Raw genomic sequence first — 17,468 nt, forward strand, 5'->3', positions numbered from 1 at the left:
CCCGGACATCTCGCACGCCTGTGCCCCAGGACGGCTTTGGGTGGCTGAAAGATGCGTTTATGCAGGTGGGAAGCGGTGTGAAAGATGCCTATGCTCGAAGTGCCGGCCGCGTGAGGCGCCGTCGGCGCCGAGCCTAAGGAGCACCGCCGTGAGCACCATCCACCAGACCCGGACCGGCGCCACCCTCGACGTCGACCGCAGCGACGCCGCCTACCGCGACTGGCTGAAAGAAGCCGTCCGCAAGGTCCAGGCCGACGCCAACCGCTCGGCGGACACCCACCTGCTCCGCTTCCCCCTGCCCGAGCAGTGGGGCATCGACCTCTACCTCAAGGACGAGTCGACGCACCCCACCGGCAGCCTCAAGCACCGCCTCGCCCGCTCCCTCTTCCTCTACGGCCTGTGCAATGGCTGGATCCGTCCCGGCCGCCCTGTCATCGAGGCCTCCAGCGGCTCCACCGCCGTCTCCGAGGCCTACTTCGCGAAGCTGATCGGCGTCCCCTTCATCGCGGTCATGCCGCGCACGACCAGCGCGGAGAAGTGCCGACTCATCGAGTTCCACGGCGGCCGGTGCCACTTCGTGGACGACTCCCGGAAGATGTACGAGGAGTCCTCCCGCCTCGCGGTGGAGACCGGCGGCCACTACATGGACCAGTTCACCTACGCCGAGCGGGCCACCGACTGGCGTGGCAACAACAACATCGCCGAATCCATCTTCCGCCAGCTGGAGTTGGAGCGGTTCCCGGAGCCGGCGTGGATCGTCGCCACGGCCGGCACCGGCGGCACCTCCGCGACCCTCGCGCGCTATGTGCACTACATGCAGTACGACACCCGCGTCTGCGTCGCCGACCCGGACAACTCCTGCTTCTTCGAGGGCTGGACCACCGGCGACCCGGAGGTCACCTGCGACTGCGGTTCCCGGATCGAGGGCATCGGCCGGCCGCGCATGGAGCCGAGCTTCGTGCCCGGCGCGATCGACCGGATGATGAAGGTCCCGGACGCGGCCAGTGTGGCTGCCGTACGGGCCCTGGAGCGGGCCATCGGCCGCAAGGCGGGCGCCTCCACGGGCACCGGGCTGTGGAGCGCGCTGAAGATCGTCTCCGAGATGGTGGCCGAGGGGCGCCGCGGCAGTGTCGTCACCCTGCTGTGCGACCCGGGCGACCGCTATCTCGACAAGTACTACTCCGACGCCTGGCTCGCCGAGCAGGGCCTGGACATCACGCCGTACGCGGCGGCGATCGAGACCCTGCTGGCGACCGGGGTGTGGCCGGACTGAGCCCGGGAGCGGTCAGGCCGACCGCCGGTCCAGCGCCGCGACGGCGTTCCGGAAGGCCCGGCCGACGCCGGGACGGATGAGCCTGCACACCTGGCGGAAGGCGGCCGTGCCGTCGAGGGCGAAGGTCATGCGCACCCGGGTCCCCGTACCGGCCGGGGCGAGCCGCCATTCCTCGACCCAGGCACGGGCCCCCGGCGTGTTCGTCACGTCGACCCGGTAGGCGTACAGCGCGGGAGCCTTCGCCGCCAGCACCGTCTCCTCGAAGCGGATGCCGCCCCGCAGCCGTACCTGGCGCCCGCCTCGCGTGGGCCGGACCGAGGCCACCGCCGAGAACCACTCCGGCCAGCCTTCCAGGTCCTCGGCGAGGGCCCGGAAGACCGTCTCCGGGCCGGCGGCCATGTCCCGGGTGAACACGAGCCGTACGGGCGCGGTCTCGACGAACTCCGGCCCGACCGGGCGCAGACGCTGAGCCATGGCGACGAATCCCTCGTGAAGTCCCGTGCGGAGGCGGGGCGTTGGCCGTCAGCCTAGTTGACGGGCCGTCAGATGTCCTCGGTGCCGGCGTCGTCGCCGGTGTCCTCGTCCGGCTCGCCCGCCACGAGCAGCCGCGGCAGATGCTCCGAGATCTCCGCGCGTGCCTCGGCCGGCAGCCCCGCGTCGGTGACGAGCGTGTCCACCTGCTCCAGTGCGGCGAAGGAACTCAGGCCCACCGTGCCCCACTTGGTGTGGTCCGCGACCACCACGACCCGGCGCGCGGAGTGCACCAGCCGCCGGTTCGTCTCCGCCTCCGCGAGGTTCGGCGTGGACAGACCGGCCTCGACCGATATGCCGTGCACACCGAGGAAGAGCAGGTCGAAGTGGAGGGCGCCGATCGCCTGGTCGGCCACCGGCCCCACCAACGAGTCCGAGGGGGTACGCACCCCGCCGGTCAGCACCACCGTGGCCGCGCCCTGCCGCTGGCCCGAGGTGCGCTGCGCCGCGTGGAAGACGTCCGCGACCCGCACCGAGTTCGTCACGACGGTCAGGTCGGGCACCTCCAGCAGGTGCTGCGCGAGCGCGTACGTCGTCGTACCGCCGGACAGGGCGATCGCCGTGCCCGGGGTGACCAGCTTGGCGGCGGCCCGCGCGATGTCCTCCTTGGCCGTCAGCTCCAGGCCCGACTTCGCCTCGAAGCCGGGCTCGTGGGTGCTCGCCTCGACCACGGGCACCGCGCCGCCGTGCACCTTCTCCAGCACGCCCTGGCGGGCGAGGGCGTCCAGGTCACGGCGTACGGTCATGTCCGAGACGCCGAGCTTGCGGGTCAGTTCGTTCACCCGCACACCGCCCCGGCGCCGTACCTCGTCCAGGATCAGGGCGCGACGCTGCTCCGCGAGGAGGTTCTGATTCTCACTCACGTACGCTCCGGTCCTTTCGCCGCCGTCGGTCCCACACGCCCGGCGCACCCTCTCCGACCAGGAGGTTCCATCCGGCCGGAGTGCGCGGGCGTCCCATCCTTTCACGGGTGGGTACCGGTTGCGCCAGCACCTGTCACGACGCGCGCATGTCATGCGCGCCCCGGCCCCGTCACCCGGATCGGGGAGATTCCGCGGCAACGGGTGTGCCCCGGCACCGGAGCGGAGATCCTGAAGCCCGCGTCGACACCTGCCTTCGGGCGCGTCACGGGGGTGCGAGAACAGTGGACCGCGCACAGCACACGGACGGCGTCGCCGGCCCGGAGCCCGAGCTGGAACTGCTCGTGCACGGGGTGGGCGGGACCACATCCGAGAAGATGCTCGACGACCCGCGCACCGTGCGGGTCACCGGCGACGACACGGCGGCCGTCTTCCGCCGCGCCGAGGACGTCGCGGACCCGGAAGGCCCCCGCGACGAACCGGTCCGGGAGGCGTACGTCTGGTGCAACCTGACCTCCGGCGACAGCAGCCGCGCCCTGTGGCTCCTGCTGCTGCCGTTCATGGTCGTCAACCTCGCCCACTGGATGCGCCCCGCCGCGACCGGCCGACACCGCGCCGTCCGCCTGTACGGCTCCTCGTGCGGCTGGCCGCCCTCACGCTGACCGTGCTGCTGGTGGCCGCCGCCTGCGAGGTGGCCCTCGACCTGGTCGCCTGGCAGTGCGCCGGGGTCCACGCCTGCGCCCGCCGGCACTCCTGGCTGGCCTTCCTCGCGGCCCGGCCGGCCGCGGCACCGGGCACCTGGTGGAGCCGGCCGGGCCGTCGGCTCGCGCTCGCCGCGCTGGTGCCGACCGCGCTGACCGTCCTCCTCTGGTACCTCTCGCGCCGCACCTGGAGCGCGTACGAGTCCCACCGGCCGCTGCCCCACGACCCCGAGCCGGACCCCGACGGCAGCGCGCTGGCCCTGCCCGGCTTCTGGTACGGGCGTCGCCTCGTGGCCCGGCTGCGCGCCGCGCACACCGCCGCGGCCCTGCTGACCGTGGCCGCGGCCGTCGCGACCCCGGCGGCCCGCTTCGACCACCGGCCCGGCGGCCCCGCCACCCTGGACGTGCTGAGCCGGCTGCTCACCGCGGCCCTGGTGGCCTGCGCTGCGGTGGCGGTCGGCGTCGTGTGCCGCCGCGGCCGCAGCGAGCACCGTCTCGACCAGCGGCTCGACCGGCACGTCGTACGACGGCTGCCACTCGGGGCGCTCGTCCTGCTGCTGCTCACGCTGATCTACGCCGGCTGGGACCGGCCCGGCTGGCGGTCCACCGGGCGACTGCCGGGCGACCCGGCCTTCGGCGCCCTCATGCTCGCCCAGGGACTGCTGGTCGTCGCGCTCGCCGTGGTGGCCCGGCACCTGTACCGGCGCGGTCCCGATCCGCGCGCCGGGATGCGGGGCCTGTGCGGTCCGGCCGTCACGCTGCTCGCCTGTGCGCTGGGCGGCGTGATGTCCGGCGGGGTCGCGCAGCGTGTCGCGGACTGGCTGGACGGCACCCGGGCCCTGCTCCCCGGACCGCCCGTCCTGCTGACCTGGCAGGCGTCCACGATCCCGCCGGTCCTCGCTGTCCTGCTGCTCCTCGCCGTCCGGCTCGGGTACGGCACCGCCCGGCTGGCCCGTGCCGAACGCGGCCGGGTTCGGCACGACCACCCCGGCGAACCCGAGGACCCGGGCCGTACCCGCGCCATCGCGCACGTCCGCGCCATGGCCACCCTCACCGACCGCGCACCCCTCGTCGTCGCCGTGCTCACCGTCGCCACCCTGGTGCTCGGCGGTGTGGCCCTGGCCGGTGCGCTGGCCACCGGGAAGACGCCCGAGGGCGCCGCCCGCCCCGCCCACGACGCCGTACAGGCCGTCGCCGAGACCTCGCAGACGCTCGGCTCCTGGCTGGTAGGCCTCGGCTTCGTGCTCTTCGTGACCTGGGGCAGGCGCGCCTACAAGGACGCCTCGGCGCGGCGCACGATCGGCATCCTCTGGGACGTCGGCACCTTCTGGCCGCGCGCCGCGCATCCCTTCGCACCGCCGTGCTACGCCGAGCGCGCGGTGCCGGACCTGACCTGGCGCATGGCCACCTGGACCGATCGCACCGGTGGCCGACTGGTCCTCTCCGGCCACTCCCAGGGCAGCGTGCTCGCCGCGGCCGCCGCCTGGCAGCTGCCCCCGTCGGTCCGTGGCCGGATCGCGCTGCTGACCTACGGCTCGCCGCTGGAGCGCCTGTACGGCCGCTGGTTCCCGGCCCACTTCGGACCGCCCGCGCTAGCCGCCCTGCACCGCGACGTCGCCTGCTGGGGCAACCTCTACCGCCGCACCGACCCCATCGGCGGCCCCGTTCGAATCCTTGACGACACCGCCCCCGAGGTCGACCACGCCCCCCTACCGGACCCCCTCGCCTACAGCCGCACGCCCGTGCACCCGCTGCCGGCGCCGATCCTCGGCCACTCCGACTACCAGGCGGACCCGGCCTTCGCCCGCGAACGCTCCCGCCTGCTGAACCGCCTGCGCCCGGCCCTGCCGGGGCCGCGCCCGCAACCGGGCCGGGTGGGAGAGAGCCGGAACGCCGACGGTTAGACCGTGGGACCACCCGCCGGGGAGCCCGCACCGCAGGTCGCTCAGGGCAGCTCCGGCAGGTCCTCCGCGAACAGCAGGGTCAGGTCGTCGGTGCTGGGGTCCGCCAGCTGTGCGACACGGCCCGCGTGCCGTTCCACCATGGCCTCGAAGGTCCGCCGGGCGGTGCGGCCGTTGCCGAACGCCGGGCCCTTCGGGAAGACCGTGAAGTACTTCAGCAACGCCTCGCACGCACCCTGCGTCAGCCGGTACTCGTGCTCGTCGGCCTGCTGCTCCACGATCCGCAGCAGCTCCTCGGGGCCGTAGTCGCCGAAGGTGATGGTCCGGGAGAAGCGGGAGGCGACACCGGGGTTGACGGAGAGGAAGCGCTCCATCTCCGACGTGTAGCCGGCGACGATCACGACCACCGCGTCCCGGTGGTCCTCCATCAGCTTCACCAGCGTGTCGATGGCCTCCTTGCCGAAGTCACGCCCCGCGTCCTCCGGAGAGAGCGCATAAGCCTCGTCGATGAACAGCACACCGCCGCGCGCCCTCTCGAACGCCTCCTGCGTGCGGATCGCCGTGGAACCGATGTGCTCGCCGACCAGGTCGACCCGGGAGACCTCCACCAGGTGGCCCTTCTCCAGTACGCCCAGCGAGGCGAGGATCTCGCCGTACAGCCGCGCGACCGTCGTCTTGCCCGTGCCGGGGGAGCCGGTGAAGACCAGATGCCGCTTGACCGAGGCCGCCTTCAGACCCGCCTGCTGCCGTCGCCGGCCCACCTCGATCATGTCCGTGAGCGCCCGCACCTCCCGCTTGACGCTGTCCAGGCCCACCAGCGCGTCGAGCTCCCCGAGCACGTCCGTCGACGTCCGCGCCGGCTTGCTCCCGGGCTCGGCGGCGGTGACCAGCGGCTCCTGCTCCGTGCTGCGCTGACCGGGGATCGAGCCGAGCAGCCCGGGGGAGTGCGACACCGTCTGTACGACGGTCTCACGGGTCGTGGGCGGCCGCGGACCGCCGCTCTCGTCGCTGGTGCAGTCCTCCACGACGGGACCCGTCCCGGACGCGGCGTCCGGGCCCGCCTCGGCGAACTCGTAACCGCCGCGCGCGCAACGCTCCGTACGGCACTTGCGCAGCGTCGCGCGGCAGCCGTCGATCACATGGAAGCCGTAGCCGCCGCTGCCGCTGACCCGGCAGTTCAGGAAGCTGCCGCGGCCGCCCGCGGAGACGTAGAAGCCCGCCTCGGCGGGGGAGTCGACCGTGCAGCGCTCGATGGTCGGGTCGGCGCCCTTGGTGACGATGACGCCGGTCTGGGTGCCGTCCAGGGTGCAGTTGTTCAGGGTGCCGCCGCTGCCGTGATCGCGGAACCACGCTCCGGTCGCCGCCTCGCGGATCCGGCAGTCGTCGAGCTGGGCGGTCGCTCCGTCGCTCACCGACACCGCCGTGTTGCGCACCTGCGACAGATCGCTGTCCACGACGTCCGCGCGCGAACCACGGTCCAGCACGAACAGGGCGTCCGGCACGTCGTGCACCCGGCAGGAGTCGAGGACGGCGGTGGCGCCGTCGCTGACCCACACCGCCGGATAGTCACCGGTGCTGTCGAAGATCTCGCACTGGTTGGCGTCGACCCGGGTCCCCGGATCCCACACCGACAGGCCGTTGCGCCCGAACTGACGGACCGTCGTCCGGGTCAGCGTGAGCACCGAGCGGGAGCGCAGGTCGACCGCGTTCTCGGGGATGTCGTGGAGGCGGCAGTCGGCCAGCGTGAGCACCGCGTCCGTGTCCAGGGTGACGCCGTCGGCGGTGGTGCGGTGCACGTCGCAGTCGGTCAGATGCGCCGTCGCCCGCTGGGTGACCTGCACACCGGAGCCGCGGACCTCGTAGATCTCACAACCCACGGCCTCCAGCGCGGCGTTCTCGCCCGTCACGGTCACCCCAGTGCCCGAGGCGTGGTGCACCCGGCAGCGCTCCAGCCGCGGATGGGCACCGCCCCGGACGGCCACGCCCGCCTGCCCGGCCGCGACGACCTCGCACTCCTCGAACACCCCGCCCCCGCCGTCGAGTACGGCGACACCGATGCCGGCCGGGTTGTCGATGGTGCAGCGGCGCACGGTGGGGCGGGCGCCGCCGCGCACCTCGATGCCCGTGGCGGACCGGGTGACGATCCGCACGTCCAGCAGCTCCGGCGTGCCCTCCTCCACCAGCAGCGCGGGCGCCGCCGCGTCCTGGCCCTCCACGTGCAGGTCCTGCACCACGGCCGAGGCGCGCACGGTGAGCGGCACGCCGTCGACGGGCGCGATCCGCACCGAGCCGGGGGAGCCCTCGGGGCCACGCAGCGTCACCGACCGCTGGACGACGAGGTTTTCCCGGTAGGTGCCCGGGGCGATGGTGAGGACGTCACCGTCGGTGGCGGCCTCCAGGGCGGCGGCGAGCGATGCGTACTCGCCCGTGCGGCGCCGCCACCGCGACGTACCGGTGTGCGTCACCTGGACCGTGCCCTGTGCCATGGCGTTGCTGTGCCCCCACCTCGTCGTGCTGATGGCTCGCTTCCGCAAGGGCCTTGCCGCCGGTGCCGGGACCGCGACCGTGCTTCAGCCCCTGGGCTGGTGTGCGTTCGCGTTCCCGAAAACCTGTGCGCGTCCCTGCGGTTCGCTCACCCGCGGGTTGTCGCCGAAAGCGCTTCGGCCGGTCCACCGTAGCGTGTGCGTGCAGGGTGGGTTGACCAGAGCGGGAAGGCGGTCAGCTGCCCGTGCCCGCCTTGCCCCAGTCCGGGCCCGCCCGGTCCCAGGCCTGGTCCCAGCGCGCGTACCGCCTGCGGACCAGGCGCCACACCGTCAGCCGCCGGACGCCCTCGACCAGGCCCATGACCGTCAGGGCCGCGCCGATCCCGGCCAGCACCGCGTGTGTCGTGGCGGTGGGGGAGTCCAGCGGGCGGGTCGTTATTCGGCCTTGCGGGTCCGTCCAGAGCCTGAAGTGGTCGCCCGCGTGCGGTGACTTGAGCTCGGCCAATGCCAGACCGTGGCGGTCGGAGCCGTCGGGCGCGGTCCACTCCGCGAGGACCCGGCTGCGGGCCTCGCGCGCCGTGGTCGTGTCGGGGTCGGTCTCCAACGGGGCCTCGCCCAGGTCACGTACGACCGTGGCGGTCACCAGGTGGCGTGTGTGCTGCTGCTCGCGCACGGCACGCTGCAGCGAGTCCTGGGCGGCGGCGCCGGCGAGGCAGCCGACCACGGGCGCGGCGACGGCGATCAGCACCAGCGCCACGAGCGCCACCCATGCCTCGGCCAGGTCGGTCGTGCGGCGCAGCGGATTGCGCCGCCAGCGCCACAGGCCACTGAGAGCGCGCATGTCCCCACCCCCCTTCCGCTCCGTCATAGCCACCGGAACGGGCGCGCATCCGCGCTCCGGGGCAAGAGAGAGCGACATCACGTCCACCGCGGACGGTCATGCACGCGGCGGCTCATGAATCTCTCATGTTCTCCCAACGACGGGGCCCCGCCCTCGGTTCCCCGCTCGTCCGACCGTCGTCGGGTGCTGCTCCGGCTACTCCAGCACGCGGACCGGGTCCCCGATCCTGATCGTGCCGGGCGAGAGGGGCACGAGGTTCTGGCCGAAGATCAGCCCCGAGCCGACCTTGCGATGGCGGGCCAGGGTGCGCAGCGGTTCCCGGCCGCGTACGGCCGTGTCCTGGTCGACGGTGGTGACGACGCAGCGCCCGCTCGGCTTCGCGACGCGGAACAGCACCTCACCGACGGATATCCGCGACCAGTGTTCCTCGGCCCAGGGCTCGGTGCCGGCGACGACGACGTTGGGCCGGAAGCGGTTCATGGGCAGCGGGCCCTCATGGGCGTGGGCACCCTCGGCGATCAGGGAGTTCAGGGCGTCGAGGGAGGCCGTCGTGGCGATCAGCAGGGGATAGCCGTCGGCGAAGCTCACCGTCTCGCCGGGCAGGGCGTACTCGGGATCGACCGGGCGGCGGGCGGCCGGGTCGTCCATGTGCACCAGGCGGACGTCCGCCCGTAGCCAGGCGCTGCACCAGGCGTGCGCGGCCTCCGCTGCCGGGACCGCCTCGACCTTCGTGCCGAAGACGTCCACCGGCACCGTCCCGGCGGGCTCGGGCACGGACACCGTCAGCGGCGTCTGGCCCGGCGCTGACAGACGAACGCCGCCGCCGGCCAGAAGCTCGGCGGCGGCCAGCGCGAGGCGCGGCTCCTGGCGCTGTGTGACGACCTTTCCCCCGTCGTCTACCAGTGTCCAGCGCCGGTCCCCGGCCAGGCCCCAGGGCTCCACCACAGCCTCCCGGGGTGAGAAACCCTGGAACGCCTTGACCGGATGGACGTGGATCGACTGCACTGCGACGTTTCCCATGCCGCCATCGTGCCAGGTGGCACCGACAGCGGCGGGGCGTCGGTCAGTAGCCGCGGTACTGCTGGTTGTTGTACGGATCCTGATAGGGAGTCGGCGCGGGGCGGGGCGCGGCCGGGCGCATGGCCTCGTAGCCCGTGCCCATCCCCATCGGGCGCTGCTGCTGCGGCGCCTGCGGGCCTGGATAACCGCGCGGGGCGCTCGCCTGTTGCGGGATGTACGCCGTGGGCGCCTGCTGCAGCGGCGCGGGCTGCGGCGTCTGCGGGTATCCGTAGGCGGGGGCCTGCGGGGAGGGGGCCGCCGGGAGGGCGGGCAGTGCCGACGGCAGGGCGGGCAGGCTGCTGCCCGTGTCGTAGGCGGCGGGGACCCGGATCGGGGCGATCTGCGGGGTACCACGCTCGGCGACGAGCGAGTCGTAGATCGGGGTGTCCGGGAAGGAGGCGGAGTAGTAGCCGCCACCATAAGTGGAGCGGGGGGAGGTCATGGCACATAAGTTAAGCCCACGATGTGCTCGTTGGGGAGACCGATAAGAGGGTTGTTTTCCGTGTCCGCTGTGACTGGGGATCCCCAATCCGAGCGAACTTGGCAAAATAGGACGCCGTCCGGCGTTTTAATCGTGTAAAGGCCGAGGTCCTGCGGGGGTTACCGGCAGTTGACCGGCGATCTTCCTGCGCCGGTCGTGGGAGTTCGCTGGGCCCGCGAATAGGTTGTGCGGGTAGGGATGACCCGGACGACCGGGGTGCCCGGAAGCCGAGACGGATGGGGGCGGACATGCCAATGCAGAAAGGTTCGAACACGCCGGTGCCGACCACGGCCCTGCGTGTAGAACTGGGCTGGACCTCCGGGCCCGGCGTGCCCGACGCGGACGCCTCCGCGCTGCTGCTCGCCACCGGCAAGGTCCGCTCCGACGGCGACTTCGTCTTCTACAACCAGCCCGACCATCCCTCCGGCGCGGTGCGCCACGAGGGCAAGCGGGCGGCCGGCGCCGGGGTCACCGACACCCTTTCCGTCGATCTCGCGCGGGTGGAGGGCGCGATCGAGCGGATCGTCCTGGCCGCCTCCGCCGACGGCGGCACCTTCGGACAGGTCCCCGGCCTCTACATCGAGGTGACGGACGCCGCGAGCGGCCAGGCGGTCGCCCGCTTCGAGAGCCCCGGCGCGTCCGTGGAGACGGCCTTCGTGCTCGGCGAGTTCTACCGCCGTCAGGGCGGCTGGAAGTTCCGGGCCGTCGGCCAGGGCTACAGCAGCGGACTCGAAGGCCTGGCGACGGACTTCGGCATCACCGTGGACGAACCCCAGCGCGCCGTACCGCCCGCGGCACCGCCTGTCGCGGCGGCCCGGGTGACGCCGCCCCCGCCCGCCGCGGCGGCTCCGGCGCCCCCGCCGCCCGGCACGGCCCCGGTGCCGCTGCCCCCGCCGCCGGCCACGGCTCCCTCACCGCCGCCGGTGACCGCACCGCCCCCGCCCGTGACCCCGCCGGCACCCCAGCCCGTCCGTCTGTCCAAGGTCACCCTCACGAAGGCGGCGCCCTCCGTCTCGCTCGCCAAGCAGGGCGGCACCTCCGGCGCGATGCGGGTGAACCTCAACTGGCAGATGCGGAAGAGCCTTTCCGGCCGCGGCGGCCGGTGGGGACGTGGGCAGGGGGACCTCGACCTCGACCTGTGCGCCCTGTACGAACTCGCCGACGGCCGTAAGGGGGTCGTCCAGGCCCTCGGCAACGCCTTCGGATCACTGCACCGGCCGCCGTACATCCACCTCGACGGCGACGACCGCACGGGCGCCGTGGCGAGCGGTGAGAACCTCACCGTCAACCTCGACCACAAGCAGGACTTCCGGCGCATCCTCGTCTTCGTGACCATCTACGAAGGCGCCAGCTCCTTCGCCGACCTGCACGCCACCGTCACCCTCCAGCCGCAGCACGGCGCCCCGATCGACTTCCCGCTCGACGAGTGCACCGTCCCCTCCACCGTGTGCGCGCTCGCCCTGATCACCAACACGGGCGGCGACCTCATCGTGCAGCGCGAGGCGCGCTATCTGGTGCCGGAGCGCGGAGTGAGCCCGCAGCGGACCATAGACCGCGTCTACGGATGGGGCATGAACTGGACGCCCGGCCGCAAGTGACGGGGTTCAGCCCTCGTCGGGCAGGGCGTCGGGACGGGCGTACGTACGACCCTTCCAGGCGGCCCCGCGCCCGCGGTAGTGCTGCACGGCCGAGTCGACCGTCATCAGGAGGTACAGCAGCGCGGTGAACGGCAGCAGCGGCGCGAGCCACAGCGGCTGCCGGTAGTAGCGCAGCATCGGCGCGTACGTCCCCGCCATCACCGCCCACGCCGCAGCGCCGGCGACCGTGGTCGCCGTACCGCCGCCCGCCGCTCCCACGACCACCGCGGCGGGCGGCACCAGGTACACCAGCACGAGCCCGGCTACCGTCCCGAGGAGCAGCAGCGGGTGGTGCCTCAACTGCGCGTAGGCGCTGCGCGAGACCATCCGCCACAGGTCGTGCAGCCGCGGGTACGGGCGCACGCTGTCCACCCGGTCCGCCAGTCCGAGCCAGACGTGCCCGCCGGCGCCCTTGACCGCCCGCGCCAGCGCCACGTCGTCGATGACGGCGTGCCGGATGGCGTCCGGGATGCGCGCCTTCTCCGCCATCCCCGCGCGCAGCAGGACACAGCCGCCCGCTGCCGCTGCCGTACGCGATCCCCTCCGGCCGATCCGGCGGAAGGGGTACAGCTGCGCGAAGAAGTAGACGAACGCCGGGACCACCAGCCGCTCCCACACGCTCTCCACCCGCAGCCGCGCCATCTGCGACACCACGTCGAAGCCCCCGGCACGGGCCGCCGAGACCAGCGCGCGCAGACTGTCCGGCGCGTGCGCGATGTCCGCGTCCGTCAGCAGCAGGTACTCGGGGTCACGCGCGCGTGCCAGGCCGATACCGTGCCGCACCGCCCAGAGCTTGCCCGTCCAGCCCGCCGGCGGCTCCCCCGGGGAGCCCACGGTCAGCGGCAGTCCGCCGTGCCGCCGGGACAGCTCGTGGGCCAGCTCCCCGGTGCCGTCGGTGCTCCCGTCGTCCACCAGGAAGACCTCGGCTCGTCCCGGATAGTCCTGCGCCAGCAGCGACGGAAGGCTCGCGGCCAGTACGGCGGCCTCGTCACGGGCCGGTACGACCACGCACACGGACGGCCACGCGTCGGGCTCCCGGCGAGGCGGCAGCCGGACGTCCGTGCGCCAGAAGAAGCCCTGGCACAGCAGCAGCCAGCACCAGGCGGCCAGTGACACGACGGTGATCCACATCAGGGCGCTCACGGCCGCAGTCTGCCCCACGGCACCGGCCCGCAAGGCCCGATCGTCTATCGTGGCCGGGTGAAGATCGCGCTCATGGACTCCGGAATCGGCCTGCTTCCCGCCGCCGCCGCGGTACGGCGGCTGCGGCCCGACGCGGATCTCGTGCTCTCCTGGGACCCGGACGGCATGCCCTGGGGCCCGCGCACTCCACAGGACATCACCCGACGGGCCCTCGCCGTGGCCGAGGCCGCCGCCGACCATGAGCCCGACGTCCTGATCGTCGCCTGCAACACCGCGTCCGTGCACTCCCTGCCCGAGCTGCGGGCCCGGTTCGAACCGGACCTCCCGATCATCGGTACGGTCCCGGCGATCAAGCCGGCCGCGGCGGGTGGCGGCCATGTCGCGATCTGGGCGACACCCGCCACCACCGGCAGCGCCTACCAGCGCGATCTCATCGATCGGTTCGCCGCCGGTGTGACCGTCACCGAGGTGCCCTGCCCGGGCCTCGCGGACGCGGTGCACCACGCGGACGAGAGCGCCATCGAGGCCGCCATCGCCTCGGCCGCCGCCCGCACCCCCGAGGACGTGACCACCCTCGTGCAGGGCTGCACCAACTACGAGCTGGTCGGCGAGCGCATCCGGGCGGCCGTCCAGCGGCCCGGCCGCCCACCGCTCGCCCTGCACGGCTCCGCCGGAGCGGTGGCCGCACAGGCCCTGCGCCGGATCGGAGCCGAGCCCGATCCGGCAGCCGTCGCCGACACCACGCTCACGGTGTTGCTCAGCGGCCGCGCGGCCACACTTCCGGACACGGCACTGTCCTACGCGGAAGGCCGTTTCCTGCAGGCGGTCAGCCCCGTCCGCTGACCGGCCTGGTCGCCGCGGACCACGCGGACGCCCGCGGTGGCCCACCCGGGTCAGTCACCCTCCGCTACGCCCTCCCCGCGCAGCGAAACATGAGTAACCTCATAAATATGAGGGACCACCCCCCGGCCGACGACGGCCGGCAGCCCGATGTGTGGACCGGGCGTGCCACGAACCGTGTCCAGTGGCTGCTGGCGCTGGTCGGGGCGGCCTGCATGGCGCTCGGCATCGAGCTGGCCGTGGACTCGGCTTGGAGCGCCGGTACCGCTCCGCTGGTGATGTCCGTCGTGGGCTGCATCGCCGCCGGCCTGCTGGTCCTCTTCGGCACGCTCGCCTTCGTCCACGTCGACCTGAGGCTCGACAGGGAGTGCCTCGAGGTGCGGTGCGGTCATATGGGGCTGCCACGCCGCCGCATCCCGCTCTCCCATGTGGCGGGCGCCGACTTCACCGCCCTCGTCACGCCCCGGCAATGGGGCGGCTGGGGATACCGCTGGCGCCCCGAGAAGGGGACCGCCGTCGTCGTGCGCCGTGGTGAGGGCATCGTGCTGCGCCTGTGGGACGGCCACACCTTCACGATCACCGTGGACAACGCGGAGTCGGCGGTACGGGTCATCAGGGCACGGCTGCGGACGATCACCCCGGGCTCGGCCCGCTGAGGCCGTCCGCCGTGTGTCGGCGCGCGGTATGACACCGCTCAGGGCCGGGGATCCGCGCCTGCCCGTGCCCACGGCCGCGCCGTCGCCATCCCGGCCAGCAGCCCCGCGCCCACGGTCACCGTGGTGAAGCTGAGCGCGTTGCTCACCGTGGCGAGGACGGCCAGTGCGGTGAGGGAGGCGCCCGCGGTCAGGGCGACCGGAGTGGACCGGGGAGAGCGCCAGAGCGCGTGCAGCACCCAGCAGAACGCGGCGACGAACAGGAGTACCCCGACCAGGCCCTGCTCCGCCGCCAGCTGGAGCAGCGCCGAGTGCGGCCTGCCGTCGGCGGAAGGGATCTGGGGCGCCGTGCCACCCAGCTCGCCGAAGCGTCCGGGACCGACGCCGAGCCCCCGGTTCCGTCCCGCCAGGCGAAGGGCGTCCTGCCACAGTGCCACCCGGTGCCCGGTCAGCCGGCCCTCGAGGACCCGGGCGAGGCCGCCCGGCAGCACGTCCGCCGCGAGCGCCCAGGTCGTCCCGGCCACGAGGGCCGCCGCCACGGCCAGACCCAGCAGGGCCACACCCCGGCGGGACACCGCTCCCGCGGCCAGCGAACACGACAGGACGGCCGCGCTCGCCGCACAACCGGCCGCCGAGCCCAGTGCGGCCCCGCTCAGCACGGTTCCGGCGGCCAGCAGCCGCAGCACCAGCCGCAGCTCCGGTGCCGGCGTCGCCCAGGCGGCACCGCACGCGGCTCCGGTGGCCAGCGCCAACAGGGCGGCCGTCGCACCGGCCGGGCCGAGCGGAGCGGCGTACCGGGGACCCGTGGAGAGCCCGGGCAGGGCCACGGCCAGCGCGAGTGCGGTGGCCGCACCGGCGATCGGCGCGGCCACCGGCAGCAGGGCCCCGGAGACCCGGCCGACGGCATGACCGGCGGTCACGGCGAGGACCGCGAGCAGCATGCCCTCGGGGCGTCCGTCGTGGGCCGCCGCGGTGATCAGCGACCAGCCGGCGCAGGCGCCCAGCAGCATCATCCCCGCGCCGTCAGAAACGTTTCGTCTGACGCCGGCCGCGTCCCCGTCCACGCCGACCAGGCCCCCGCCCGCGTCGGCCGCGCAACTCGTCCTGGTCGACCCCACCACAGCCCCTCGTCCCCGTCCCCGACCCCTGCCCCAGGCCACGGCCGGGCGCGGCGCCGGATCCGGCCGCACCGCCGAGGCTGGCCACACCGTAGCGGCTGATGACCGGTTTGGGCACGAGATGCGATGGAAAGTCGCGGTGAGCGGCGGCGGAACGCCGTTGGTACGGGACCGCCGGCGGAGCGGGCACCCCAGCCGTCGGACGCGCGCGGGCAAGGGGGGCGACCAGGTACAACGGTGGGCGGCCGAGCCGGTCCCGCCCCGCGTACCGCGCTGTCGGCGGCCCAGGAAGCGGCCGTACACTCACCCGGGTGACCGTCACCGCAACTTCCGTGGACCAGCCGGACCGACTCCAGCCGTCTCCCGCGCCCAGCGCGTTCCGCGGCCGCCTGCTCCGCCTGGTCCCGGCCGTCGCCTCCGCGCTCTGCGGAGTGCTGCTCTACGTCAGCTTTCCGCCGCGCCCCCTGTGGTGGCTGGCGCTGCCCGCCTTCGCCGGCTTCGCCTGGGTGCTGCGTGGCCGTGCCTGGAAGTCGGCGTTCGGACTCGGCTACGTCTTCGGGCTCGGCTTCCTGCTGCCGCTGCTGGTGTGGACCGGCGTGGAGGTCGGTCCCGGCCCCTGGCTTGCCCTCGTCGCCATCGAGGCGATCTTCGTCGCCCTGGTCGGTGTCGGCATCGCGGCCGTGTCCAAGCTGCCCGCCTGGCCGGTGTGGGCGGCCGCCGTCTGGATCGCCGGCGAGGCGGTACGCGCGCGTGTGCCGTTCCGCGGCTTCCCCTGGGGCAAGATCGCGTTCGGGCAGGCGGACGGCGTCTTCCTGCCGCTCGCCGCGGTGGGCGGCACACCCGTGCTCGGATTCGCGGTCGTGCTGTGCGGATTCGGCCTGTACGAGGCCGGCCGGCTGATCGCCGAAGGGCGCCGGACGCGGACCGTGCGGCGCGGAGCGGCGGCCGCCGCGCTGCTGAGCGTGGCCGTCCCCGTCGCGGGCGCGGTCGCCGCCCGGCCCCTGGTGAGCGACAAGGCCGAGGACGGCACGAGGACCGTCGCGGTCATCCAGGGCAACGTGCCGCGCTCCGGGCTGGAGTTCAGCGCCCAGCGCCGGGCCGTGCTCGACTACCACGTGCGCGAGACGCTCAAGCTCGCCGCCGACATCAAGGCGGGCAAGACGCCGAAGCCCGACTACGTGCTGTGGCCGGAGAACTCCTCCGACATCGACCCGTTCGGCAACCCGGACGCGGCCGCCGTGATCAACGAGGCCGCCAAGGCCGTCGGCGTGCCCATCTCGGTCGGCGCCGTCGTCGAGAGGGACGGCAAGCTGCTCAACGAGCAGGTCCTGTGGGACCCGGCCAAGGGGCCCACGCAGACCTACGACAAGCGGCAGATCCAGCCGTTCGGCGAGTACCTCCCGCTGCGCGGCCTCGTCGGCGCGGTCAACAAGAACTGGACCGGCATGGTCCGGCAGGACTTCAGCCGCGGCAGCAGGCCGGGCGTGTTCGACATCGACGGCGCCAAGGTGGGTCTCGCCACCTGTTACGAGGCCGCCTTCGACTGGGCCGTACGGGACACGGTCACCCACGGTGCGGAGATGATCTCGGTGCCCAGCAACAACGCGACCTTCGACCGCAGCGAGATGACCTACCAGCAGCTCGCCATGTCCCGCATCCGTGCCGTCGAGCACAGCCGCACCGTGACCGTGCCGGTGACCAGCGGCGTCAGCGCGGTCATCATGCCGGACGGGAAGATCACCCGGAAGACCGGCATGTTCGTGCCCGCCTACCTGGTCCAGAAGGTGCCGCTGCGCACGTCCAAGACCCCCGCGACCGAGCTGGGCATCCTCCCGGAGGTGACTCTCGTGCTGGTCGCCGCGGGCGGTGTCGGCTGGGCGATCGGGTCCGGCCTGCGCCGTCGGCGCACCGGTGGCGCGTAGCCGTACGACCGGCGTACGCGCCCTG

Annotated in this window: 13 protein-coding genes and 1 pseudogene; 6 read left to right on the forward strand and 8 right to left on the reverse strand. The window is 73.5% G+C overall.

All coding sequences use genetic code 11. From position 1 onward, the window contains the following. The first annotated feature begins 148 nt into the window (after positions 1–148). Positions 149–1,273, forward strand: coding sequence for a PLP-dependent cysteine synthase family protein (locus AB0D93_RS32060; protein WP_362126978.1), 1,125 nt, complete (start codon positions 149–151; stop codon positions 1,271–1,273). Positions 1,274–1,285: 12 nt separating this feature from the next. On the opposite strand, the gene AB0D93_RS32065 is transcribed toward AB0D93_RS32060, so the two are convergent. Continuing rightward, positions 1,286–1,747 carry an SRPBCC family protein gene (locus AB0D93_RS32065; RefSeq protein ID WP_362126981.1) on the reverse strand — a complete coding sequence of 154 codons (462 nt, stop codon included), beginning with the start codon at positions 1,745–1,747 and terminating at the stop codon, positions 1,286–1,288. A gap of 68 nt (positions 1,748–1,815) precedes the next feature. Continuing rightward, entirely contained in the window at positions 1,816–2,667 is an 852-nt protein-coding gene (locus tag AB0D93_RS32070; protein WP_362126984.1) for a DeoR/GlpR family DNA-binding transcription regulator, read from the reverse strand. 374 nt (positions 2,668–3,041) lie between these two features. On the opposite strand from AB0D93_RS32070, the pseudogene AB0D93_RS32075 reads away from it, so the two are divergent. Beyond that, positions 3,042–5,227: pseudogene (locus AB0D93_RS32075) on the forward strand (hypothetical protein); the annotation flags it as partial. 83 nt (positions 5,228–5,310) lie between these two features. Here AB0D93_RS32075 and AB0D93_RS32080 read toward each other — a convergent pair. From AB0D93_RS32080 to AB0D93_RS32095, 4 genes are all read right to left on the reverse strand, one after another. Continuing rightward, positions 5,311–7,752 (reverse strand): right-handed parallel beta-helix repeat-containing protein, encoded by a 2,442-nt coding sequence (locus tag AB0D93_RS32080; protein ID WP_362126986.1) that lies wholly within the window; start codon positions 7,750–7,752, stop codon positions 5,311–5,313. 232 nt (positions 7,753–7,984) lie between these two features. Then, complete coding sequence (locus AB0D93_RS32085) at positions 7,985–8,590, reverse strand: hypothetical protein (protein WP_362126989.1); 606 nt, start codon at positions 8,588–8,590, stop codon at positions 7,985–7,987. 195 nt (positions 8,591–8,785) lie between these two features. Continuing rightward, positions 8,786–9,610 (reverse strand): MOSC N-terminal beta barrel domain-containing protein, encoded by an 825-nt coding sequence (locus AB0D93_RS32090; protein WP_362126991.1) that lies wholly within the window; start codon positions 9,608–9,610, stop codon positions 8,786–8,788. Positions 9,611–9,653: 43 nt separating this feature from the next. Next, positions 9,654–10,091 carry a DUF6643 family protein gene (locus AB0D93_RS32095; RefSeq protein WP_362126994.1) on the reverse strand — a complete coding sequence of 146 codons (438 nt, stop codon included), beginning with the start codon at positions 10,089–10,091 and terminating at the stop codon, positions 9,654–9,656. A gap of 293 nt (positions 10,092–10,384) precedes the next feature. On the opposite strand from AB0D93_RS32095, the gene AB0D93_RS32100 reads away from it, so the two are divergent. Continuing rightward, positions 10,385–11,728: a TerD family protein gene (locus AB0D93_RS32100; protein ID WP_362127143.1), complete on the forward strand. Its 1,344-nt coding sequence runs from the start codon at positions 10,385–10,387 to the stop codon at positions 11,726–11,728. Between the two features lie 6 nt (positions 11,729–11,734). On the opposite strand, the gene AB0D93_RS32105 is transcribed toward AB0D93_RS32100, so the two are convergent. Then, entirely contained in the window at positions 11,735–12,898 is a 1,164-nt protein-coding gene (locus AB0D93_RS32105) for a glycosyltransferase (protein ID WP_362127147.1), read from the reverse strand. A 69-nt stretch (positions 12,899–12,967) separates the two neighbouring features. On the opposite strand from AB0D93_RS32105, the gene AB0D93_RS32110 reads away from it, so the two are divergent. Both AB0D93_RS32110 and AB0D93_RS32115 read left to right on the forward strand, forming a co-directional pair. Next, positions 12,968–13,753 (forward strand): aspartate/glutamate racemase family protein, encoded by a 786-nt coding sequence (locus tag AB0D93_RS32110; protein ID WP_362126998.1) that lies wholly within the window; start codon positions 12,968–12,970, stop codon positions 13,751–13,753. 107 nt (positions 13,754–13,860) lie between these two features. Next, entirely contained in the window at positions 13,861–14,406 is a 546-nt protein-coding gene (locus tag AB0D93_RS32115; RefSeq protein WP_362127001.1) for a hypothetical protein, read from the forward strand. A gap of 38 nt (positions 14,407–14,444) precedes the next feature. Here the strand turns inward: AB0D93_RS32115 and AB0D93_RS32120 are convergent, their stop codons facing one another. After that, positions 14,445–15,416 carry an O-antigen ligase family protein gene (locus AB0D93_RS32120; protein WP_362127150.1) on the reverse strand — a complete coding sequence of 324 codons (972 nt, stop codon included), beginning with the start codon at positions 15,414–15,416 and terminating at the stop codon, positions 14,445–14,447. 416 nt (positions 15,417–15,832) lie between these two features. Between AB0D93_RS32120 and lnt the strand changes: the two genes are divergently transcribed. Further along, entirely contained in the window at positions 15,833–17,443 is a 1,611-nt protein-coding gene (gene lnt, locus AB0D93_RS32125; protein WP_362127004.1) for an apolipoprotein N-acyltransferase, read from the forward strand. The last annotated feature ends 25 nt before the right edge of the window (positions 17,444–17,468 follow it).

This window comes from Streptomyces sp. NPDC048191, assembly GCF_040652655.1.
Classification (GTDB): Bacteria; Actinomycetota; Actinomycetes; order Streptomycetales; family Streptomycetaceae; genus Streptomyces.